The following is a 21,643-nucleotide window of genomic DNA, read 5'->3' as shown; positions in this document are numbered from 1 at the left end:
ATCTCTTTTCACTCTTCAACCTCTTATTTTTTCAAAAATGATGGAATCTTAATGGACTGTTCTTTTACATGACTCGTTGGTGTTCTTGGCACCTGCAGTGTCGGCATCGTTCCACCCGCAACCTTTTGTTGTGCTGAATTTGCCACTCCCGCTCCGAGCTCCTTATTCACAGCCTGCTGATTCACAGAAACTTCCGGCTGTTCTACATTCTGAATCGTAGGCATAACAGCTTTTTCCAATCTTGCTTTTAATTTTGAAGCTGTCCCACCAGTGTTATGTAGACCTGTCGCAATAACTGTAATCGTCGCCTCATCGGTCTTTGTATCATCATACATTGCACCGAAGATAATATTTGCCTCTTCACCTGCAAGTTCCTGTACATATTCTGCTGCATCACTTGCATCCATCAATGTGATATCACCTGAAATATTAATGATAACGTGTGATGCGCCTGCAATTGTTGTCTCTAAAAGTGGACTTGACACCGCTTCTTTCACCGCCTCAAGAGCTTTGTCATCTCCCTTTCCATATCCGATACCAATGTGTGCAATACCTTTATCAAGCATAACTGTCTGTACATCGGCAAAATCCAGGTTAATCAAAGAAGGTACATTGATCAAATCTGTAATTCCCTGAATACCTTGCTGCAATACCTCATCCGCTTTCTTTAAAGCATCTGGCATTGTTGTTCTTCTGTCTACCACTTCAAGCAGCTTATCGTTTGGAATCACAATCAATGTATCTACATTCTCTTTTAGTTTTTCAATTCCTGCAAGAGCATTGTTCATACGTGTCTTTGACTCAAAACGGAAAGGTTTTGTAACGACACCAACAGTAAGTGCTCCCTGCTCTTTTGCAATACGGGCAACAACTGGTGTAGCACCTGTACCGGTTCCGCCACCCATACCACATGTCACAAATACCATATCAGCACCTTTCAATGCTGCCGAAATCTCTTCTTCACTTTCTTCTGCTGCTTTTTCACCGATCTCAGGTTTTGCTCCTGCTCCGAGACCTTTTGTAAGTTTATCTCCAATCTGCATCAATGTTGGAGCTTTTGCCAACTGTAACGCTTGTTTATCTGTATTAATTGCAATAAATTCAACGCCGGCGATCTGTTCATCAATCATACGGTTCACAGCGTTGTTACCACCGCCACCGACACCTACTACAATTATTTTTGCTGCTGCTTCTGATTCGTTTGTTTTGATTTCTAACAAGAGTTTCTCCTCCTTTGTTTCCCTAATTTATCTTATACATCCCTAGATTATACCTTATATGCTTCTTGTCACATAATTATATAATATCGGCTTTTCCTTAAATAATCAATAGAAACTTTTCTTATTTTTTCATTTTTTTACTCGTTTTGCGTAACTTCTTCTTTAAAACTGATGTTTGAGCTTGCTTCATTATAATATTCCATATCGAGCACACCTGTTTTTCCCTCTAATTTTTCCAAAATCGGTGAAAGCTGAACAACTTTTTCGTCAAAACGGCTTCTTCCAAGACGCACACACACATTTTCAAAATACAGCTCCATACTGTTATCTTCCCACACAATGCGATCCGGCTCCAAATTATTTTTCTTTACCTCTTTTGTCAACTCCACAATATAGGAGAATACGTTCTCATTATCCACAGAAAGCTTTTTATACTGTTCTATCGTTCCGACTTCCAGTCCTTCTATCATCGGTATTCCATCCATCTTCTCAGCACTTTTCAGAAGCACGAGTCCTTCTTTATCAAAATATATATACTCGTTGTCTGATACAATGCAGCCAATCATCTTTTTCTCTGTCACTTTTACTTTTAATGCCCACGGAGCCGAAAGCCCTACCTCTACCTTTTCCAGATACGGCGGTATCTTATAGGAACCTGAATTAAATTTCCAAAGTGCATACAACGCATTCGAAGTGTATTTATCTTTCCGCACCCACTCTAGCACCTCATTCTTTTCGCTGTACTGTGTTCCTTTTACATCTATCTTCTGTACATGAAATAAAATCAGTGTAGATACGACTATAATAGCGACCGCCAATAGTAGTACAACAACTGCATACAAATAATATCCAATTTTACTTTTTTTCTTTTTTCTTTTTTTTCTCGGTCTTTCTTCGATCTCTTCTCTTTCCTGCTCCATCTTTTTCCTCCTGTCGTTTCTTTTCTATTCTATCAGATTCGATACACTCAGGACAAGTCCCATTTCTAATAGAAGAAACATAACCGAAGTTCCTCCATAACTGATAAACGGCAGCGTGATTCCTGTATTTGGAATCGTGTTGGTGACAACTGCAATATTGAGTATGACCTGAATCATCATGTGTGCCATCGCTCCGGACGCGATCAGCGCCCCAAACAAATCCTTTGCATGTGTAGCAATCATAAAAAAGCGCCAAATTAGAATCAAAAACAAAAGAATAATAAATGATGCCCCCACAAGTCCTAATTCTTCACAGACAATAGAAAAAATCATATCGTTTTGTGCCTCGGGAACGAATCCGAGCTTCTGCACACTTGCTCCAAGTCCTCTTCCAAACAGACCTCCCGAGCCAATTGCAAACAATCCCTGCAGTGTCTGATAACCTTTTTCATATTTTTCCGGGTTTCTCCAAATTGCCAGACGTTCCAGACGATAACTCTCAAGAGCCAGAAAAATCCCCATAAATCCGGCGCCGCTGACACAGAGCCATACAAATTGTGCGTACTTTGGACTTGCCACAAACACAAGCACAGCGCCAATTCCAAGAATAATGATTGCGGTGCTTAAATTGCTCGCCCCCACAAGTCCTACAATCGGTAAAATCAAAAGCATCACAAACAGCAAATATCGCATTTTTTTCATCTTTCGCACATTCTTTGTGATCACGCATGCCAAGAATAAAATCACTGCAATCTTTGCAAACTCCGACGGCTGAAATGACAAAGGTCCGAAAGATAACCATCTTTTGGACCCATTGTACTCATCCCCCACAATCAAAACCGCTACAGACAACAGTAACGCCGTAATATATGCCGGCACTGCAAATTTCTGCCAAATATGATAATCGATATTCGCCATAAAAAACATCAGTGCCAGTCCAAGCGCCGTCGCAAATGCCTGTTTTTTCAAATAGTAAAACCGATCATGGAATTTTACCTGTCCATTGTAGGCACTTGTACTGTACAAAATAATCAATCCTATGATCACTAACAGGAAAACAACTGCGAGAAGACTGTAATCATAGCCTCTCTTTTTGTTCTGCCGTGTCAATATAAATCCACTCCCCACTTATAGACAATTTACAAGTTCTTTGAATTTATCTCCACGTTCCTCATAGTTTTTAAACATCCCCCAGCTTGCACATGCCGGTGATAGTAAAACTGCATCCCCAGACTTTGCCGCCTCAATACATTTCTCTACCGCCTCCTCAAAAGAGTCTGCCATGACATATGACACAAATCCGACTCTCTCGGCTGCTTTTGCAATTTTCTCTTTTGTTGCGCCGACTAATACAAGGAGTTTTACCTTTCCGTCAAACGCCTGAATCCACTCCTCATACTCAGAATCTTTGTCATATCCTCCGCCGATCAGAACAGTCGGTCGGTTCATCGCCTGAATCCCTTTGATCGCCGCATCCGGATTCGTACCTTTGGAATCATTGTAATATGCAACACCGTCTTTCTCACGCACAAATTCAATCCGGTGCTCCACTCCCGCAAATTCTTTGATTGTCCTGCGGATAATCTCCATCGGTGTCCCATATGCCGCAGCCATGGCAACTGCTGCCATCACATTCTCATAGTTGTGTGTCCCGAGTAATTTCAGCTCATTTACGTTGCAGACCAAGATCTCTTCGTCCTGCTTGAATATAATATTTCCATCAGCTAAGTAAATCCCTCTGTCTAGTTTACGCTGACTACTGAAATATAGAACATTCGCTTTTACAGTTTCTCCAAATTTCCTTGTCACTTCATCCTCGTAATTCAGTACACAGGTATCTTCTTTCGTCTGATTTTTGGCAATATCTTCTTTTGCCTTGATATACGCTTCCATCGTGTGATGACGGTTTAGATGATCCGGTGTAATATTTAAGATTACACTGACTTTCGGGCGAAATTCATGGATTGTCTCCAACTGAAAACTACTCATCTCAGCCACCGCCACGCTGTCCTCTCTCATTTCCAACGCAGCTGCTGTGTATGGATTTCCGATATTTCCAACCACAAATACACTCTCTTTATAGTTCTTCATAATCTCTCCCAAAAGTGCAGTCGTCGTCGTCTTTCCATTGGTTCCGGTGATAGCAAGCACATCACCTTTTCCATATGTATAGGCAAGCTCGACTTCTCCCCAGATTGGAATTCCCATATCGCGCATCTTTAAGACAACCGGAAGGTCTGTAGGCACTCCCGGACTCATCACAACAAGGTCAAGCGTCTCCATAACCTCCTCTGAAAGTTCTCCCAAAATGATTTCTACTCTTGTATGTTCACCAAGCTGTGCTTTTAACACTTCTTTGTCAAGCGTCTCTTTCCCGTCATATAAAATGACAGATGCTCCAACCTGTTCTAATAATTTTCCCGCTCCGATTCCGCTGACTCCAGAACCAAATACAAGTACTTTTTTATTTTTCATATCTATATTGTTCCTCCTGTATTTTTCTATATCGCCATAAGTGCAATGAGACATAAGATTGCCGTAACAATCGAAAATACAGCCACAACCCTCGTCTCTGACCAGCCGCAAAGTTCAAAGTGATGATGAATTGGCGCCATTTTAAAAATGCGCTTTCCACCTGTCTTTTTGAAATAAGTTACCTGAATCATTACCGACAGTACTTCAATCAGATAAATCAACCCTACAATCGCTATAAAAAACGGCATCTGCAACATATAGGCCGTCGATGCGACAAATCCCCCAAGTGCAAGAGAACCGGTATCCCCCATAAACACACTCGCCGGATATACATTGAACAGCAAAAATCCAAGCAGCGCACCTACGACTGCACAGGTGATCGGTTCAATCCCGCTTTTTGTTCCGATTGCCACGACGGTAAAAAAAGTCGCCACCAAAACCGTCACACTGGATGCAAGACCATCCAATCCGTCTGTGAAATTCACTCCGTTGACTGTTCCAATCACCACAAGAAACAAAAGCGGAACTCCAAAAATTCCCCAATCCAAATATTTTCCTTCTGAAAACGGAATCAGCCATGTGAGCGGCACATCTGTAAACCGAACAATATAGTAGGCAAAAATTCCCGTCACCAAAATCTGCAACGCCATCTTCTGCTTTGGATACAGTCCGTCAGACCGTCTCATCACAACTTTCAAATAATCATCTAAAAATCCAATCATCCCAAATCCAAGTGTCACAAACAAAATCGGGATCACTTTCGGGTAATCTTTTATATAAATCAGAGACGTCAAAACGATACTCGCAAGAATGATCACGCCTCCCATCGTCGGCGTCCCAGCTTTCTTTAAGTGTGACTGCACACCTTCCTCTCGCTCTGTCTGCCCCATCTTCAACTTTCTAAGTATCGGGATCACAACCGGTCCCATAATCACACTCAAAGCAAATGACACCAGTACCGGTATCACCATTTTATAATCCATACCACACCTCTTCATCTCTTTAGTTATTCTTCTATAACCTTATACAGTATACAACTATTCCCCTTCCTTTTCAATCCCCAGATACGGCAGGATATTTTCAAAAATGTCCTTCACAACCGGAGCCGCAATCGTACCTCCATAATAGATTCCCTGCGGATCGTGTATGACAATCATAGCAAGCACCTGCGGATTATCTGCCGGCGCAAATCCAATAAATGAGGAAATATATTTCTTCGCACTTCTTGGAAGTGTCTGAGACGTAGCTGTCTTTCCGCCAATTTTGTATCCTTCAATATAGGCATTCTTCCCAGAACCTTCCGACACGACACTTTCTAATATCGTCCGCATCGTCGCCGATGTCTCTTCTGATACCACGTTTTTTCGTTCCTTATATTCAAACACTTTCTCACGCTCTTCCTGTTCATTTATCACCTTCACTCCAAAATGCGGTGTCACTCTCCTGCCACCGTTAATCAGAGAACTGACCGTGGTCGCCATCTGAATCGGTGTAATCTGAAATGACTGTCCAAAAGTCATCGTTGCCAGTTCCACCAACCCGACATTTTCTTTTTTATGCGTAATCGTTCCCGCCTCCCCCGGAAGATCTACTCCCGTCTTATCCATCAAACCAAACTGCTTAAAATAATCATAGTATTTATCTACCCCAAGACGAAGTCCGATGTCGATAAATACAGGGTTGCAAGAATTTTGTACTCCCTGCACAAAGGTCTCAGACCCATGTCCGCCGACCTTATGACATCGAATTTTTCGATCCTCTACAATCCGATAGCCCGGGCAGTGAAACGTATCGTCAAGTTTCACTACCCCTTCTTCCAGGCACGCAGATGATGTAATAATTTTAAATGTAGACCCCGGTTCATACGTGTCATTGATACAGCCGTTTCTCCACATTTGATTCAGAAGATCCTGTTTTTCTTCCGCTTTCACACTTTCATCAGATACCCCTGTCGTCTCTAAGGAAAAAGGATCATTCAAATTAAACTCAGGCACATTCACCATTGACAGGATTTCCCCATTTTGCGGATTCATAATCAGAACAGACACCCGGTCTGCCGCCTTTTCTTCCATCACTTTTTCTGCCGCCTGCTGTGCGTATTTCTGAATATTATAATCCAGGCTGATCTGCAATGTATTTCCCGGAATTGCCTCTTTTCGATCCTCCGCGATTCCCTCCAACTCAATTCCTCTCGCATCGGTTGTTGTCAAAATCATGCCATTGATTCCCTTTAGATACTCCTCATATTTCACTTCAAGACCGATAATCCCCTGATTATCTCCTCCTGTAAATCCAAGTACCTTTGAGGCAAGTTCATCATATGGATAATACCGTTTAAAATCTTCATCCACCTTCACTCCGTCCAGCTCGTATTCCCGTATCCGATCACCTATCTCCTTGTCTACATTCGTCTTGACACGCTCCATAGAAGAAACCTTTTCCACACGCTTGCGGACAATTTCCGGCTCAAGTTCCAATTCTTCTGCCAATACCCGAATTACCTTTTCTTTGTCTTTGATCTGACTGTGGATTACAGAAATGGTACACACCGTCTTATTTGTCGCAAGCACTGTTCCATTCCGATCAATAATTTCTCCCCTCGCCGCTTTGATCTCTCGTTCTCTTTCGTGCAGCGCCTCTGCTTTCTCCTGATAATATTCTGCGTCAAATATCATCAGATATACAAGTCTTGCAATCAAACCAAACAATATGAACATCGCACACACAAAGACTACCATAATCTTTTTTCGATTATATGTCTTATTTTTCATCTAAAAAACCTCATAAAAGTTATTATTATAATTTATTAACACTTTTATGAGGTTATTCTATATTTATTCTTCTGTACTGTCAGTTGCTTTTGTAATATTCAGATACGGAAATGCTTCTGCCATAATATTTCTCGACAAATCTGTCACATAACTGCTGACTGCCTGATTCTCCACATTTGGCTCATCAATCACTACATACACAACTACCTCCGGACTATCGACCGGTGCAAATCCCATATAAGAAAGCAGATGTTTTCCACTCGTTCTTGGAATTTTCTGTGCAGTTCCCGTCTTTGCACCGATATCATATCCTTCCACCTGTGCATTTTTTCCGGTTCCTTCCGTCATTGTTTTTCTCATATATTCTCTCAGCGTCTTACTGGTTTCTTCCGAGATTGTCTTTTTTAATAATACCGGATCTTTATTCTCAATAATGTTTCCATTCTCATCTTGAATCTGCTTTACAATATGAGGCTTATAATAATTCCCTCCATTGATCAGAGAGGAAAATCCTGCTACCATCTGAGTTGCAGTCACGGTAAAGCTCTGCCCAAACGAGCTTGTAGCAAGATCAATCAACTTCATATTCTCCGCAGGAAATAAAAGTCCTTGAGCTTCCCCTGGAAGATCAATTCCGGTTGTCTCTCCAAACCCAAAAACACTCTGATATTTTACAAAATCTTCCACCCCGATCGTCTCCGCCATCTGCATGAGTGCCACATTGCAGGAATTGGCTATTGCATCGCCTATTGTCTGTATGCCGTGACCACTTAACTTATGACATTTTACCGGGCTTGGATATCCCGGAATTAGCAATGAACCTGTACAATTATATGTCTCGTTCCCTGTAAGTTTCCCTGTCTCAAGTCCCACTGCAACAGTAAACGGCTTCATCGTTGATCCCGGCTCAAATGTATCACTCACACAGAAATTTTTCCAAAGCGCATTCATGGCATCCAGTTTCTCTTCATCCGTCATCGCGTCCAATTTTTCTTGTGTATAATATGCCGATAAATCTCTCGGGTTATTCAGATCATAATTAGGGTAAGATGCCTCCGCCAAAATTTCACCCGTGTTCGGATTTGCAATAATAACAGCTGTATTTAAACTGCCCTGTGCATTCTCATCTACTTCTCCCTTATGCGCGTCATTGAACTCTCTGATATGTTTTTCTACAATACTCTGAAGTGTGACATCAATCGTAGACACAATCGTATTGCCATTGATTGCAGATTTCACGGTGCGCTCCAGTGAAGAATCCGAATCCAAATATCCATACTCTCGTCCATCTGTTCCATTCAAAATGCTGTTATAAGACGCTTCCAACCCGCCATTTCCAACATTGCCGGACACGGTAAATCCAATCACATCCGACGCAAGGGTATTGTATGGATATGTTCTGACATAGTCATCTTCCAACCACACTCCTGAAATGTAAGCATATTCTTCTTTGTCATCTTCATTTTCTTCCATCACTTCAAACGCCTGTGCCTGCGCATATGTGGCACCTTTTAGCATAATATTATAACGCCCCTCCGGATTTTCCTCAATCACTTTGTCTACAGCTTCTTCTGTTATCCCAAAGCACTCCTCAAGCGCTTTCTTTGTCTGACTGATCGTTTTACTTTTTTTCTCCTCATCCTCAGATGCCAGCATGACTTTTGCATCTAATATTACATTGTATACACGTTCGCTCGTAGCAATTTTTGTTCCGTTTCGATCTAAAATATCCCCTCTTTTGAACGGAATTACCCTACTGTCATATTGCTGCTGTTCCAATACAATTTTTGTATATTTCTCACCATTTGATGCGCTGATATACGTAATTCTCCCGATTAAGACGAAAAAAGCTAGTACAATTGCCCCAAACAGCATTACTAGCTTTTTCTGCATCTTTTTGGGAAACTTTTGTCGCGTATACTGTACTCCTCGTTTTTTCTTTGACATTGTTTCACCCTTATTTTTCTACTTTATCAGAACCTGCAAGTACACCGCTTTCTGGTATGTCTTCATATTTCTTGACTTTGTTGCTTGTCGGACTTTTGTACTTAATAATCTGTTCCGGATTGGCATATACCATCCCTAATTCATTAATTGCCTTGTCTCTGATTTCTTCCAGATTCACCGAATTTAAGACAGCATTGTATCTTGTTGTATTATCTTCTTTTAAATCCGCTAATTTCTCCTGAAGAGATGCGATATTTCTTGAGCGACTGGTAATTTCAGATTGCAGCTTCAAATAGCTTGTACAGACAATTAACGCTGCAATTGCTGCAATTGCCAAAAACACAACATATCCCGCACTCATACGCAATGCCTTATTTCTATTCTTCCGCACCTGCCGACTCGTTTTCCTCGGCTGTTTTGGAATAGTATGTTCTTCTGTTTTTGGAAGTGTCTCTTTTCGTATGGTATTTCCATATACGTATGCCATATCACTCACCCCAATTCTAATTATTTATCTCCCTTTTTCTGATTACAAGCAATATCCCTTTTGTTATACACGCTCAAAGATACGCAACTTCGCACTTTTCGACCGACTGTTTTCCTCCAACTCCTTTGCACCTGGCAAAATTGGTTTTCTTGTAATAACTCTCCCCTTCGACTCATTCCCGCATACACATACCGGAAAATGAGACGGACAGGTGCACGGATTCTCATTTTTCCTAAAAATCCCTTTTACAATCCTGTCTTCCAATGAATGGAAGGTGATGATACATATCCTTCCATCTTTATTCAATAACTCAATCATGTCATCCAGACTTTCTCTCAATACTTCCAGCTCCCTATTCAATTCAATACGAATTGCCTGAAAGGTTCTCTTCGCAGGATGTCCTGCTGTTTTTTGAAATTTCATCGGTATGGCACGTTTAATAACTTCTATCAATTGTCCGGTAGTTTCGATAGGACCTTTTTCTCTCTCCAGCACAATATGCTTTGCAATATTTTTCGCAAATTTATCTTCCCCATAATCACGAATAATTCGAAAAAGATCCATCTCACTATATTCATTGACGATGTCTTTGGCCGTCATCTTCTGACGCCTATCCATTCTCATATCCAAAGGAGCATCTACCCGATAGGAAAATCCTCGTTCTGCCGTATCCAGTTGATAGGAGGATACGCCCAAATCAAGCACAATCCCATCTACCTTGTCAATGCCTAATTCTTGAAGCTTCGACTTCATATCACAATAGTTGCTTCTGACTATCGTAACTCTCTCCCCGAAGTCGATTAGTCGGCTGCCCGCTGCCTCTATCGCAGCTTCGTCCTGATCTATTCCTATAAATCTCCCCTTGTTGTTTAAATGCTTACACACTTCATAAGCGTGTCCGCCGCCACCAAGCGTTCCATCTACGTAAATGCCATCTGGCTTGATGTTCAGACCATTTACTGTCTCTTCTAACAATACTGATTTATGCTCAAATACCATAATTACCTCCAAATGCAGTCAAAGTCTTAGATTCCAAGTCCTAACTCCTCCATCTGACTTGCAATGTCGTCCATATCTTCTTCTACAACAGCATTATTTTCATCCCATTTTGCTTTATCCCAAATTTCCACTCGATCTAGTACTCCTACTAAAACGACTTCCTTTTCCAATCCCGCAAAAGTTCTGAGGGCAGAAGAGATTAATACCCTGCCTTGTTTATCAAGACCGCCATCCACTGCACTTCCCAAAAAGAAACGCGTAAAAGTTCTGGCGTTTTTATTTGTGAGCGGTAAGGTTCTTAGCTTTTCTTCAAAGATTTTCCATTCATTGTTCGGGTACAGGAACAGGCAACCATCCAATCCTTTTGTGATGACAAAGTCTTCACCCAGGATATCACGAAATTTAGAAGGGATAATTAATCTGCCCTTCGCATCGATACTATGATTAAATTCTCCTGTCAACAATGAAAACACCTTCTTTCGAAATGGTACTGCCACTTCTCTACCATTTTACACCACTATTCACCACTTTCTACCACCTAAAACCATTGTAAACTACTTTTCCTGCCATTTCAAGCATTTTTTATAAGTTTGTGTAAACCTTTCACAAACTTTTCTTCTATAAACAAAAAAAGAACTGACACGCAGTTCTTTTTTTATTCTCTATTCTGTCTCTGTTCCGTTCAAACTCTCAATATAAGAGTCGATCTCACTATAATCCACTTCTGCCATCTGACGTGGTCTGCTGCTTTCATACATATTATATGCAGAATACCCAATCCATCCAATCAAACCAATTGCCACAACTCCTACTACACATTTTCTAAAAAAATGCTTTCTCTTTTCTTTCTTCATCATCGTTTTTCGGTTTGCTTTTTCTTCTTTGTAACGTGCCACTTTTTCCTGACTCATCTTTCATCCTCCGTCCGATTTCTTATATTGAGACAATAATTCCTCCATCGCTCGCATACATGGAACTGATTCCCTTTGTATCAAGTATGATAACATCTCTCACTTGAATCTTTTCCTCAATCATCTTTCTCACATCATCCGCCCGTGCTTTGCAGTTGCAATGGGCAATTGCAAGTATCTTATTCTCTGGATGTTCCACTTCTCCTACAAGAGTATCGACAAGTTTTACAAGCGCTTTTTTCATTCCTCTCGCCTGTCCGATCTGGTAAATAGTTCCTTCTTTCGTTCCTCCCATGACCGGCTTGATATTCAGTGCCGATGCAACCAAAGCTTTCACACCAGTCAACCGCCCATTCTTGCGAAGCGTCTCTAATGATTCTAACACAAAATATGTATTTTGTCTCTCTATAAATTTTTCTACTGTTGTTATAACCTGTTCAAATCCCATTCCCTGCTCTTCGCATTCTGCAATCTTCTGTGCGATCAGCGTCTCCCCTATGGAAGCAGAACGAGAATTAAATATATAAATCTCTTTTTCACCATACTCTTCTGTATATAAATTCTTCCCTAGCACCGCACTGTTATAAGAACCACTCAATTCCGCTGACAATGTCACGACATATACACGTTCTGCATTACACCGGTAAGTTTCCATATATCGTTCCGGTGATGGGCATGATGATTTTGGGCATTCCGGACTTTCTGACACTTTCTTTAAAAATTCTGCCTGTTCAAATGTCTCATCATCTACAATATGATGATCTCCTATCTCTATACCAAGTGCAACACTTTCAAAAATGCCACTATCTTTCATCTCTTTTGTCAATTCGCCACAGCTATCTACGATAATTTTATAACTCATCAATCTTCCCTCCAAAGCACCATCTGATATAGTTTTTAATACTACATATCACTATATCATATTTATGTATATTTGAAAAGACTTTTGTTTATTCTTCAAAACGAATGCGGCTTGACACACCAAGTGCAATTCCCATCTCCGCCATCAAAAACAAAATCGAGGTTCCCCCATAACTGATAAACGGAAGTGTAATTCCAGTTGTCGGAATCAGATTCAGTACGACACACACATTAAAAATCACCTGTAGTGCAATATGTGCAAAAATGCCAGTTACAATCAAAGAACCATACAAATCTGGTGCATTCTGTGCAATAAATAGAAGCCTATATAGCAAGATTGCAAATAATAACAATACAATGATCGCGCCAAACACACCTAACTCCTCACAGATAATCGCCAAAATCATATCATTTTGAACTTCTGGGATGATCATCTTTTGTGCACTGTTTCCGAGACCTTTTCCAAAGAATCCACCGGAACCAATCGCATATAATCCCTGAACCACTTGAAATCCTCCATCAGACATATATTCCTCCGGGTTCAACCATACAAGAATTCTCTCCATTCGGAAGCTTCCGCTTGATTCCAAATATTCTCCTAAAAGATGCAGTCCTGCATATCCTACAATACAAGCTGCAATCCCAAGCACAACAATTGGAGCTGATTTTGGATAGACAATGATCAACATAATGCTCACAATCCCAAGCACAATGATTCCGGTACTCATGTTATCAGTGAGTTTATACACACCGAGCGCTGCTGCTGCTCCCCATGCAAATATTTTAAGTGCCTCTTTCGGGCGTTTTACCTTACTCCCTGCCTGACAAATCAGATATGGAATAAATAAAATAATCGCAATCTTCATCACTTCCGATGGCTGCATTTGCTGTTCAAGTGGTAATCTAATCCATCTTCTTGCACCATATACTTCAATTCCAAGCGGTGTGAGTACCAATGCCATCAAAATAAATGCAATGATATAAAAGACTTTCGAACGTTTTGCATACCAATGATAATTAATTTTTGCAACCACAAGCATTATCAATACACTCGCCAGACTAATCACTGCCTGCCGTTTAAAAAAATACATACTATCGCCATATTTGATCTGTGCACTGTAAGAACTTGTACTATAAAGCATGACAAGTCCAAAACACATAAGAAAAATCACAATTGCCAGCAAACTATAGTCAAAATACTGGACAACGCCTTCTTTCCCCCGCTTTTTTTCTTCTCGTTTTTCCCTTTGTTTTTTACGAGTTGCCACATTTACACTCCCCATCGAATTCTTACTGCCCGTTATTCAAAGATGGATGTACCGGTTTCCCATTTGCAAAATATCTGTCATACCACAATAAGAAAATATATACCGTCCATATCTTACGGCTGTTATCCTGCTTTCCTGCTTTATGTTCTTCCAAAAGTTTCAGAAGATACGATACATTGAAGAACTGTTGTGCTTCTTTTGATGAAAATTGCGCTTTCACCCTATTATAATATTTCTCTTCTTTGAGCCATACACGAATCGGAATTGGGAAACCAAGTTTTTTCTTTTCTGCAGTCTTGCTGCGAATGCCTCTCTCCGCCGCAGCACGAAGCGCAATCTTTGTCTTTGGTGCGTCCACTTTATACTGAAGCGGAAGCGTCTGCGCCAATTCCAGCACTTCTTTATCCAAAAATGGGACACGCACTTCCAACGAGTTTGCCATTCCCATCTTGTCCCCTTTCATCAGGATATCATGCACAAGCCAAAGATGAATGTCCAGGTACTGCATCTTTGTGACCGGATCTTTTCCTTTTACTCTCTCATAGATCGGAGCAGTCACTTTCATGCAACCCGGTTGAAATCCTTTCTTAATCGCTTTCTTTGCCTCTTTTTCTGTAAATATCTTCGCATTTCCAATATAACGCTCTTCTAGCGTTTTTCCGTGACGCATCAAAAATCCGCGTCCCTTCATCGACCTTGGCATGCAGTTTTCTGCAAACGCCCCTAACATCCTGCGGATAAATAACGGTACTTTGTTAAATCCGGTGTATTCAAGAGGTTCGCAATAAATATTGTATCCACCGAACAACTCATCCGAACCTTCTCCTGACAGAACTACTTTTACCTTTTTGGCAGCCTCCTTACTCAAAAAGTAAAGTGCAATTGCTGCCGGATCCGCCACAGGCTCGTCCATATAATACATAATATCAGAAAGCGCATCCCAATACTCATCCGGTTCAATAATCTTGCTGTCGTTCTTCATATGAATACTCTTTGCAAATTCTTTCGCATCATGTATCTCACTGTATTTTTCTTCCCCAAATCCGACTGTGAACGTGCGGTCAACCTGTCCTAAATAAGCCATGTAGCTGGAGTCCACACCACTTGAAAGATAAGAGCCAACCTCCACATCACTGATCTTATGCATTTCTACAGACTCTTTCATCACTTTTTCGATTTCATCCACAACTTCATCAAATGACTTGTCCGTATCTCCTGTAAAATGCGGCTCAAAGTATCTTGTAACCTCAAGCTTTCCATCCTCGTAAGTAAAATAATGTCCCGGCTGGAGACAATATACCCCTTTAAAAAAGGTCTCATTTGTAGGCACAAACTGGAATGACAAATAATTTCCTAGCGCCTCCTCATTAAATACTTTATCGAATTTCGGGTGTTCCACAAACGATTTGATCTCGGATCCAAATAAAAAACTTCCGTTCATCTGTGCATAATAAAACGGTTTGATACCGAAAATATCTCTCGCGCCAAACATTTTTTTCTTTTCTCTGTCCCAAATTACAAACCCATACATTCCACGAAGACGGTCAACCAACGATTCTCCCCACTCCTCATATCCATGAAGAAGTGTCTCTGAATCGGTATGTGTCTTAAACTCATGCCCCGCCTCAATTAATTTTTCTCTCAATTCCCGATAATTATAAATTTCTCCATTAAATACCAATACTTTTGTTCTATCTTCATTATACAGCGGCTGGTCACCTGTCGAAGAGATATCGATGATACTCAAGCGTCGAAATCCAAGCGCTGCATCGTCATCTAAAAATGTCCCTGCACTGTCTGGTCCACGATGTACAATGGTATTCATCATATTTTCAAGCACCTGTTCTTTATTCTCGATTGCTCCTACAAATCCTGTAAATCCGCACATGTATTGTTCTCCTTCTATTTTCCTTCTGTTTCATTCTTGCTGTCTTTTGTTCATGCAGCGCCGGTGCCGCAGCTGCCACACCGACGTTACTTTAACATTATACCCACATCTTTTCATAAAAACAACTTGTTTTTTCCTGTTAAACTCTCCTTGTACACTCTGTCTACTTACAATTACAGTTCCCTCTCATATCAAATTCTGGATTGATCGCATAGAAATTCTTACTGTCCAAATCATCCTGCACGATTCTAAGACTTTCACCAAATCTCTGATAATGTACAATTTCACGCTCTCGCAAGAAACGAATCGGATCACACACTTCCGGATCTTTTACGAGACGTAAAATATTGTCATACGTCGTTCTCGCCTTCTGCTCTGCTGCCATATCCTCATGCAAATCAGTGATTGGATCTCCCTTTGATTGAAAATATGTCGCTGTCCACGGTGCTCCGCTTGCCGCCTGTGGCCAAAGCGCAAGGGTGTGATCTACATAATATTTGTCAAAACCATATTTTTCAATCTCTTCTACTGAAAGATTTCTGGTGAGTTGGTGGACAATGGCACAGATCATCTCCATGTGGGCCAGCTCATTCGCACAATCATGTTATCCGTAATGTATTTATAATAAGTAAAAACTCAAACCTTATTACTTTAATAAAAGAAACCGCTCCTCATGTCTCCGGGGTACGTTGAATAAGGAACGGTCTCTTTGTTTATTTCTACTTATAATATAGCACTCTAATACTAGAGTGTCAACATTATATTTCAGCCCCACCTCTTCGGAGATGGGGCTGTGTTCTAGATCTTCTCAACCGACTTTGAATCGATAAGGAAATTACCATTTACGATATTCCCCAAGTACCCATTATCCTGTGATACAAGCTGCGTACCTTTTTTAATTGTAATTGTAACATCTTCTACGGTTTGAAGTTTGTCTCCCGGATAGATTACTGGCATGACATATTTACAGTGCATGTAGCCAACTGTACTATTGTGTCTTACTTTTACCCCTTCCGTTCCATGATCTAACACAGTAATGTGATCTCCTTTTTTCCCATTAATGATAACATTTTTAAATGTAACGTCATAAATTGGACAATCCTCATTTAAATAAGCTGTTCCCGGTTTTATTCTTCTTACTGTATTCACTCCACTACCTCCTGTTGTACTGATTTTTTTGTTTAAGATTCCTTCCACGATTGCTTTTGCGCAGCGTTTTGCATCCCACACTTTTGCGTCGTCTGCATCATCAACAAAGCAGCATTCTACCAACAATGCCTTTGACTTTGTATTTGCAAGCACAAATAAGTCCTTGTCGTATTTCGTCCCTCTGTTGCGGATTCCTAACTCTGCTGCAATCGCTTCACAGATTCTGTCCGAGATTTCCTGTGTTTTAGTGTCGTAGTTCCATACCTCAACACCACCTGTACTTCCGTCTCCGCCGTAATCATTTCGCCCACTGTTTAGATGTATGCTTATATCCAAATCAACGCTATGTGAATTACACTTTGCGATAATCTTATCTAAGCATCCACTTTTTGTTGTATTTTCGTCGCAGGTGCAGTCGTAGACTGTATTCCCCTCTGCTCTTAACAGACGGATTACTTCGTTTTTTACGATTCTATCTTCCACAGATTCCTGTAAAATACCAACCGCTCCGGATGCCCCCTGTCCTTGTGGACAGTGTCCAGCATGTACGTTATATGTTCCCATAGTTTACTCCTTTCTTCCGGCAATTACGCCATCACAAAATCCCAACTGATTAAATTTTTTCTACCATTTCTTTTACATCCCTATAGATTTGTTTATAAGGTACGTTTCTTTCCATTAATTTGTGGATTCTCATTTTCACAAGCGTCTCTAGAGCTTTGACTTCCATAAGGATTTCCTGAGATACTTCATCTCTTTGTCCTTTTGCAATTCCTGCTTTATCATTGATCAGCTTTGTAAAAATCATATAATACCTTTCAGCATTCTCGCTCCCTTGTCCTTTTGCGTAATCTGTAAAAAGTTTTATTTGATCTGTTTCATACTTACGCACCTCTTTGGATTCTTTGCGGATCCCCATCCATTTCCTGTCTTTTCCAGAAGCTATGTAGTATCCATTTTTTCTAATGGAAGAAATCACTTGCGCCACCCAGTCATTAAAACTATCTGCTACTGGTTGTCTTGATCTTGCGCACATAGCATATATTCCAAATTCATTGTACATATACACTTTTTGTGCTTTACTGTTATTTCTTAATGGGGGTTCAAACTGAGCACCCGTTAAAACAACAGAATACTTGTCAAATCTCTCATGATTTTTGTTATGTATATTCTTGATAGCATTTGCAGGGTCTTTATATTCTAATGCATACCCTATCTGAGTTCTGCTCATATAGATATTGTTTTCCTCATCTACATAAAACTCACATACTGTTCCTAAAAATTCTCCCTGTTTCACAAGTTTTAGTTTCATATTTTCTCCTCCTGATAAATTAACGCTACTAAAAAAGGACGATTTCTCACCCTCTTAATTACTTGTTTGTGTTACCCTTATAAAATCTCTTCCAAAGCTCCGCTACTTTTTCCCAGCCATACATAGCCACAAATGCCACCAAGAATCCTGCCATAATAGCAGCAATGATCATATACCACAAAATCGCTTGCTGTATGTACTGCATGTAAGCAATAAACGCCACTACCGTAATTCCGATAGACAGTACAAATACTAAGATGTCTGTAGGAATTTTCTTAAGCCCTGAGACTCCTTTAAAGACCTGTGTAATAATAGATACTGCAAATGCCAATCCCCCAATAATTCCGATAATCAATGTCGTGTTCATAACTAATTGTTCCATAATTGTTATCCTACCTTTCCTTCTAAATCTTCAATTCTATGATTTGCTACTTTAATTTTTTCTTCCAATAAAAAAGTCCTTTCCACAACCGAATTATGCTTTTCGACTTTTTTCGTAAGCTCATCGAGCTTGTACTGCATCAATGTTCTTGTTTTCTCCTGTTGTGCACGGTTGCTTATTATACAGACCAAAAGTGTCACGCATGCTGATATGCATGCTGAAATAATCGTCTCCATGTCTCTACTCCTTTTTTCTAAAGATTTGCAAAATAAAAAGACCATTACGGTCCTTTTACTCTGCCAGCTCCGGCACTTCCAAATCTACCAGTAACTCTTTTACCTGATCACGGATTTTTGCCGGTACATCTTCGATTTTCTTTTTCCCTTTTACAATTAATGTTGCGTAAATCACTACCATATCTTTCACCTCCTTTCGCCAAAATATCTTTAGAAAAAAGAGTATAAAATTAATCATACTCTCTCTCCAATAATGACCTTACTTCTTCTCTCAGATTCTCCGGTACGTCCTCAATTGTCTTTTTCTCCTTCTTGATTAAATCGGCATACACCTTTGCCATATAAATCGCCATGTTTACACCTCCATCTTTTCGTATAATTCACAGATTGCCATTTGCAAGTCTGTTACTTGTCTATTTGCAGCTGCTAATGCTTTTTCTAGTTCCAAGATTTTTGTTGCATCATCTTTTTCTTTCTGCATCATCTCCACTTCCCAGATGCCCCCTGCTTCCTCTTTCAAATAGGACAGCTTATTATATTTTTCAAAACTCTCTACCTCTGTATGATTCTCATACATGGTCATCTTTTCCGTAGCAAACGTGTCTCCAAACAGTGCCTTTAGCTGCTCCGATGTTGTCAGAATCACTCTGATGTGTAGCTTATCCTCTCCTACTTTGGTTACAGACTGAGTCTCTAATGTTCTTCCGTCATTAAAAAACAATTGTTTCATTTTTGCACTCCTTTCTTTTCACCGTATCGGTATCCGTATCGATATCCATACTTCTTTCCATTCTCATACTCTTCATGCAGTGAGACTTCTATTTTGAATGTTTTTCCTGCATCTACTGGATTCGGCGTTACTTTTATCTCATCAACATATATCATACTGTCTCCTTAATCTGTAACATCAACTACAATCTTGAATGTCTTTCCTGCATCTACTGGATTTGGCGTAACCTCTACAGAGCGAATTACCGGTGCATCCGGATCATATTCTACTCTTCTTGTCACTTCTGAATATTTTCCGGCTTTATCCGTTGAGCGTACAACAATCGTGTTTGCACCTTTCTTTAGTGTAAGCGTTTTGCTAAATGTTCCATCCCCTGCTACACTTACTGCTCCCTGATCTACCGCATTTAATGTAATCTTTACAGTACAAGCCGGACTGGTTACATCATTTGTAGTCCCCGATACCACGCATGACTCTTTGTTCGTGATCAGATTATCCGTCGGCGAGGAAAGATTCAATGTTGGCGGAACCGTATCGACTTTGAATGTAACTGTTTTTGCAACCGCTTTATTTCCATCAAAATCCACCGCATTGAGTTCTATTGTGTGACTTCCATCTTTCAAGGTGATCGTATGTGTACACTTATACCCATTTGTCACCTTTGTTTTAGTAGGTGTCACGGAACTTGAATCTACTTTAATCGTAATTGTATCCGGGTTCACTCCACTGTCGTTATCTGTTACGGTAAATTCGATTTCCACGGTGGTATTCGTCAGGTATGCCCCCGCTCCCGGCTTTGTAACTGTAATTACTGGCGCTACCTTTTCATTTACATCCAATTTCATTTTTGTGCCAAACGTAGTGTTGCTTTTATCGATTGTCGTCACATTTCCTGCCTGATCCTCTGCTTTCAGAGCCATTGCATACACATGTTCCGGCTGATTATAGCTTGATTTGGTCGGTGCCGTAATCTCTTTTTCGAATTTTCCAGTTGCGCTATTTTTTGTTAATGTATATGTCTGCCCATTTAAGGACAGTGTTATTGTTTTTGCTGCCATTCTCCTAACTCCTTTCTTTTATCGCAAAGGTGCAAATGAAAAATAATGAGGACCTACCGCACCATAGTCATATTTAATTACATGCCCTTTTTGAACAGGTGCATTTAGCATAACCGGTAGTCCATCCACAGTAACTCCCGCTGCCAGGAATTCATCAATTGTAACGTCCTTCAGATTTGCAAACGTAACTGGCTTTGTGCCATCGTTCGGTCTCCACCACAGATACACAAAACCATCTTCTGGTACTGTATAATTATTCGTGTTGATTTCTTTCCATTGACCAAGACGATAGGTCTTTTTCTCCAATTCGTCAATCTTATTCAACAACCCTTTATTCGTTGCATTCACAGTGAACATCTGCTCCACTTTCACAATACTTAAGTTTTCAATTTTCACTCTCCAAAGCGGCAACTCTCTTACCTTACTCCCATTATACAAGTCCCCCTTTGTCACTACTGGATCTGTTGCCGTAGTGCCCGCCACGCCTTTCTTTACTTCCAAAACAAATGTGTCACTATCCGAACCAACTGTGAACTTTGCAACAATTAGGTCATTTCTCTTTTTCCCGGAAACACCATTTTCAATTGTCATATCCGTGTAATCTCCATATACGGTACGTGCAATATGTCCTTGTACATTTAACACTCCATTCCCAACACGTACTTTGTTGTTACTGATTACCGTGGTCTTAAATTTTTCGCCAATATCAAACACACCATCGTTGCCGATGATACTCTGATAAATCGCCGCATCGTCTTCCGCGAAAATATGGGCTTTGTCAGCAGCGGGTGTATTCAGCGTTAATGCTTTCAGTGCCATTTACTCATCTCCTTTTATCTTGTATTCTATTTCAGCTCTTCCATCCTTTATTTTCAGGATTTTGCCGATAATCGGCTTTACTACGCTCGTTCCGGTTATCTGCTCTCTTCCGCCTATGATATCTCCCATTTCCAAATCAATATCATCTATGGTTAAATCTACGCTTTTATAGTTCTGTAATTCTTTCAACCGTTTCGCTCCATCTTCTTC

24 protein-coding genes and 2 pseudogenes are annotated in these 21,643 nt (G+C 40.4%); all 26 read right to left on the bottom strand.

The annotated features are described in order from the left end of the window. Positions 1-23: 23 nt before the first annotated feature. Positions 24-1,220, bottom strand: a complete 1,197-nt coding sequence (gene ftsZ / locus ACTQXY_RS06880; RefSeq protein ID WP_441658875.1) for a cell division protein FtsZ — start codon at positions 1,218-1,220, stop codon at positions 24-26. Between the two features lie 137 nt (positions 1,221-1,357). Then, on the bottom strand, positions 1,358-2,140 hold the full coding sequence (locus ACTQXY_RS06875; RefSeq protein ID WP_441658874.1) for a cell division protein FtsQ/DivIB: 783 nt from the start codon (positions 2,138-2,140) through the stop codon (positions 1,358-1,360). Positions 2,141-2,164: 24 nt separating this feature from the next. Continuing rightward, on the bottom strand, positions 2,165-3,250 hold the full coding sequence (locus ACTQXY_RS06870) for an FtsW/RodA/SpoVE family cell cycle protein (RefSeq protein WP_441658873.1): 1,086 nt from the start codon (positions 3,248-3,250) through the stop codon (positions 2,165-2,167). 18 nt (positions 3,251-3,268) lie between these two features. Then, complete coding sequence (murD, locus tag ACTQXY_RS06865; protein WP_441658913.1) at positions 3,269-4,621, bottom strand: UDP-N-acetylmuramoyl-L-alanine--D-glutamate ligase; 1,353 nt, start codon at positions 4,619-4,621, stop codon at positions 3,269-3,271. Between the two features lie 20 nt (positions 4,622-4,641). Further along, a complete protein-coding gene (gene mraY, locus ACTQXY_RS06860) occupies positions 4,642-5,598 on the bottom strand; it encodes a phospho-N-acetylmuramoyl-pentapeptide-transferase (protein WP_441658872.1) in 957 nt (318 codons plus the stop codon). 54 nt (positions 5,599-5,652) lie between these two features. Then, entirely contained in the window at positions 5,653-7,386 is a 1,734-nt protein-coding gene (locus ACTQXY_RS06855; protein WP_441658871.1) for a penicillin-binding transpeptidase domain-containing protein, read from the bottom strand. Positions 7,387-7,449: 63 nt separating this feature from the next. Then, entirely contained in the window at positions 7,450-9,333 is a 1,884-nt protein-coding gene (locus ACTQXY_RS06850; protein WP_441658870.1) for a penicillin-binding transpeptidase domain-containing protein, read from the bottom strand. 10 nt (positions 9,334-9,343) lie between these two features. After that, entirely contained in the window at positions 9,344-9,820 is a 477-nt protein-coding gene (locus ACTQXY_RS06845) for a hypothetical protein (RefSeq protein WP_441658869.1), read from the bottom strand. A 63-nt stretch (positions 9,821-9,883) separates the two neighbouring features. Next, positions 9,884-10,819 (bottom strand): 16S rRNA (cytosine(1402)-N(4))-methyltransferase RsmH, encoded by a 936-nt coding sequence (rsmH, locus tag ACTQXY_RS06840; RefSeq protein ID WP_441658868.1) that lies wholly within the window; start codon positions 10,817-10,819, stop codon positions 9,884-9,886. Positions 10,820-10,845: 26 nt separating this feature from the next. Continuing rightward, the gene (gene mraZ, locus ACTQXY_RS06835) at positions 10,846-11,283 is read right to left on the bottom strand and encodes a division/cell wall cluster transcriptional repressor MraZ (RefSeq protein ID WP_441658912.1); all 438 of its coding nucleotides are present in this window, start codon (positions 11,281-11,283) and stop codon (positions 10,846-10,848) included. A gap of 198 nt (positions 11,284-11,481) precedes the next feature. Next, positions 11,482-11,730 (bottom strand): tetratricopeptide repeat protein, encoded by a 249-nt coding sequence (locus tag ACTQXY_RS06830; RefSeq protein WP_441658867.1) that lies wholly within the window; start codon positions 11,728-11,730, stop codon positions 11,482-11,484. Positions 11,731-11,752: 22 nt separating this feature from the next. Then, on the bottom strand, positions 11,753-12,592 hold the full coding sequence (locus ACTQXY_RS06825) for a DegV family protein (protein ID WP_441658866.1): 840 nt from the start codon (positions 12,590-12,592) through the stop codon (positions 11,753-11,755). Between the two features lie 88 nt (positions 12,593-12,680). Then, positions 12,681-13,874, bottom strand: a complete 1,194-nt coding sequence (locus tag ACTQXY_RS06820; protein WP_441658865.1) for an FtsW/RodA/SpoVE family cell cycle protein — start codon at positions 13,872-13,874, stop codon at positions 12,681-12,683. Between the two features lie 7 nt (positions 13,875-13,881). Further along, the gene (gene asnB, locus ACTQXY_RS06815) at positions 13,882-15,747 is read right to left on the bottom strand and encodes an asparagine synthase (glutamine-hydrolyzing) (protein WP_441658864.1); all 1,866 of its coding nucleotides are present in this window, start codon (positions 15,745-15,747) and stop codon (positions 13,882-13,884) included. Between the two features lie 163 nt (positions 15,748-15,910). Beyond that, a pseudogene (locus ACTQXY_RS06810) lies at positions 15,911-16,336 on the bottom strand (manganese catalase family protein); the annotation flags it as partial. 209 nt (positions 16,337-16,545) lie between these two features. Further along, positions 16,546-17,460 carry an N-acetylmuramoyl-L-alanine amidase gene (locus ACTQXY_RS06805; RefSeq protein WP_441658863.1) on the bottom strand — a complete coding sequence of 305 codons (915 nt, stop codon included), beginning with the start codon at positions 17,458-17,460 and terminating at the stop codon, positions 16,546-16,548. A 49-nt stretch (positions 17,461-17,509) separates the two neighbouring features. Then, complete coding sequence (locus ACTQXY_RS06800; RefSeq protein WP_441658862.1) at positions 17,510-18,208, bottom strand: BRO-N domain-containing protein; 699 nt, start codon at positions 18,206-18,208, stop codon at positions 17,510-17,512. A gap of 58 nt (positions 18,209-18,266) precedes the next feature. After that, positions 18,267-18,590, bottom strand: coding sequence for a ribonuclease (locus ACTQXY_RS06795; protein WP_441658861.1), 324 nt, complete (start codon positions 18,588-18,590; stop codon positions 18,267-18,269). A 5-nt stretch (positions 18,591-18,595) separates the two neighbouring features. Next, complete coding sequence (locus ACTQXY_RS06790; protein ID WP_441658860.1) at positions 18,596-18,826, bottom strand: hypothetical protein; 231 nt, start codon at positions 18,824-18,826, stop codon at positions 18,596-18,598. A 55-nt stretch (positions 18,827-18,881) separates the two neighbouring features. Beyond that, entirely contained in the window at positions 18,882-19,007 is a 126-nt protein-coding gene (locus tag ACTQXY_RS06785; RefSeq protein WP_441658859.1) for a CD1375 family protein, read from the bottom strand. Positions 19,008-19,056: 49 nt separating this feature from the next. Next, positions 19,057-19,179 carry a CD1375 family protein gene (locus ACTQXY_RS06780; RefSeq protein WP_441658858.1) on the bottom strand — a complete coding sequence of 41 codons (123 nt, stop codon included), beginning with the start codon at positions 19,177-19,179 and terminating at the stop codon, positions 19,057-19,059. 2 nt (positions 19,180-19,181) lie between these two features. Further along, entirely contained in the window at positions 19,182-19,556 is a 375-nt protein-coding gene (locus ACTQXY_RS06775) for a hypothetical protein (RefSeq protein WP_441658857.1), read from the bottom strand. Beyond that, positions 19,553-19,711 carry a hypothetical protein gene (locus tag ACTQXY_RS06770; RefSeq protein WP_441658856.1) on the bottom strand — a complete coding sequence of 53 codons (159 nt, stop codon included), beginning with the start codon at positions 19,709-19,711 and terminating at the stop codon, positions 19,553-19,555. The genes ACTQXY_RS06775 and ACTQXY_RS06770 overlap by 4 nt, the downstream gene beginning before the upstream one ends. A 9-nt stretch (positions 19,712-19,720) precedes the next feature. Further along, positions 19,721-20,614 carry an Ig-like domain-containing protein gene (locus ACTQXY_RS06765; RefSeq protein WP_441658855.1) on the bottom strand — a complete coding sequence of 298 codons (894 nt, stop codon included), beginning with the start codon at positions 20,612-20,614 and terminating at the stop codon, positions 19,721-19,723. A gap of 18 nt (positions 20,615-20,632) precedes the next feature. Further along, a complete protein-coding gene (locus ACTQXY_RS06760; RefSeq protein ID WP_441658854.1) occupies positions 20,633-21,433 on the bottom strand; it encodes a hypothetical protein in 801 nt (266 codons plus the stop codon). Beyond that, a pseudogene (locus ACTQXY_RS06755) lies at positions 21,434-21,643 on the bottom strand (hypothetical protein); the annotation flags it as partial.

This window comes from Faecalimonas sp. LCP19S3_D12, assembly GCF_052121495.1.
In the GTDB taxonomy this organism is placed as follows: domain Bacteria; phylum Bacillota; class Clostridia; order Lachnospirales; family Lachnospiraceae; genus Faecalimonas.
This window is presented reverse-complemented; position numbering and strand designations above follow the sequence as displayed.

What these genes read in the sequence shown, in the direction of transcription:
- ACTQXY_RS06850 (WP_441658870.1), bottom strand. Translation starts at nt 9,333, where the DNA reads ATGTCAAAGAAAAAACGAGGAGTACAGTATACGCGACAAAAGTTTCCC.
- ACTQXY_RS06770 (WP_441658856.1), bottom strand. Translation starts at nt 19,711, where the DNA reads ATGATATATGTTGATGAGATAAAAGTAACGCCGAATCCAGTAGATGCA.
- ACTQXY_RS06800 (WP_441658862.1), bottom strand. Translation starts at nt 18,208, where the DNA reads ATGAAACTAAAACTTGTGAAACAGGGAGAATTTTTAGGAACAGTATGT.
- asnB (WP_441658864.1), bottom strand. Translation starts at nt 15,747, where the DNA reads ATGTGCGGATTTACAGGATTTGTAGGAGCAATCGAGAATAAAGAACAG.
- ACTQXY_RS06760 (WP_441658854.1), bottom strand. Translation starts at nt 21,433, where the DNA reads ATGGCACTGAAAGCATTAACGCTGAATACACCCGCTGCTGACAAAGCC.
- ACTQXY_RS06805 (WP_441658863.1), bottom strand. Translation starts at nt 17,460, where the DNA reads ATGGGAACATATAACGTACATGCTGGACACTGTCCACAAGGACAGGGG.
- mraY (WP_441658872.1), bottom strand. Translation starts at nt 5,598, where the DNA reads ATGGATTATAAAATGGTGATACCGGTACTGGTGTCATTTGCTTTGAGT.
- ACTQXY_RS06765 (WP_441658855.1), bottom strand. Translation starts at nt 20,614, where the DNA reads ATGGCAGCAAAAACAATAACACTGTCCTTAAATGGGCAGACATATACA.
- ACTQXY_RS06830 (WP_441658867.1), bottom strand. Translation starts at nt 11,730, where the DNA reads ATGAGTCAGGAAAAAGTGGCACGTTACAAAGAAGAAAAAGCAAACCGA.
- ACTQXY_RS06825 (WP_441658866.1), bottom strand. Translation starts at nt 12,592, where the DNA reads ATGAGTTATAAAATTATCGTAGATAGCTGTGGCGAATTGACAAAAGAG.
- rsmH (WP_441658868.1), bottom strand. Translation starts at nt 10,819, where the DNA reads ATGGTATTTGAGCATAAATCAGTATTGTTAGAAGAGACAGTAAATGGT.
- ACTQXY_RS06780 (WP_441658858.1), bottom strand. Translation starts at nt 19,179, where the DNA reads ATGGCGATTTATATGGCAAAGGTGTATGCCGATTTAATCAAGAAGGAG.
- ACTQXY_RS06845 (WP_441658869.1), bottom strand. Translation starts at nt 9,820, where the DNA reads ATGGCATACGTATATGGAAATACCATACGAAAAGAGACACTTCCAAAA.
- ACTQXY_RS06875 (WP_441658874.1), bottom strand. Translation starts at nt 2,140, where the DNA reads ATGGAGCAGGAAAGAGAAGAGATCGAAGAAAGACCGAGAAAAAAAAGA.
- ACTQXY_RS06795 (WP_441658861.1), bottom strand. Translation starts at nt 18,590, where the DNA reads ATGGAACAATTAGTTATGAACACGACATTGATTATCGGAATTATTGGG.
- ACTQXY_RS06785 (WP_441658859.1), bottom strand. Translation starts at nt 19,007, where the DNA reads ATGGTAGTGATTTACGCAACATTAATTGTAAAAGGGAAAAAGAAAATC.
- ACTQXY_RS06775 (WP_441658857.1), bottom strand. Translation starts at nt 19,556, where the DNA reads ATGAAACAATTGTTTTTTAATGACGGAAGAACATTAGAGACTCAGTCT.
- ACTQXY_RS06820 (WP_441658865.1), bottom strand. Translation starts at nt 13,874, where the DNA reads ATGGGGAGTGTAAATGTGGCAACTCGTAAAAAACAAAGGGAAAAACGA.
- ACTQXY_RS06790 (WP_441658860.1), bottom strand. Translation starts at nt 18,826, where the DNA reads ATGGAGACGATTATTTCAGCATGCATATCAGCATGCGTGACACTTTTG.
- ACTQXY_RS06855 (WP_441658871.1), bottom strand. Translation starts at nt 7,386, where the DNA reads ATGAAAAATAAGACATATAATCGAAAAAAGATTATGGTAGTCTTTGTG.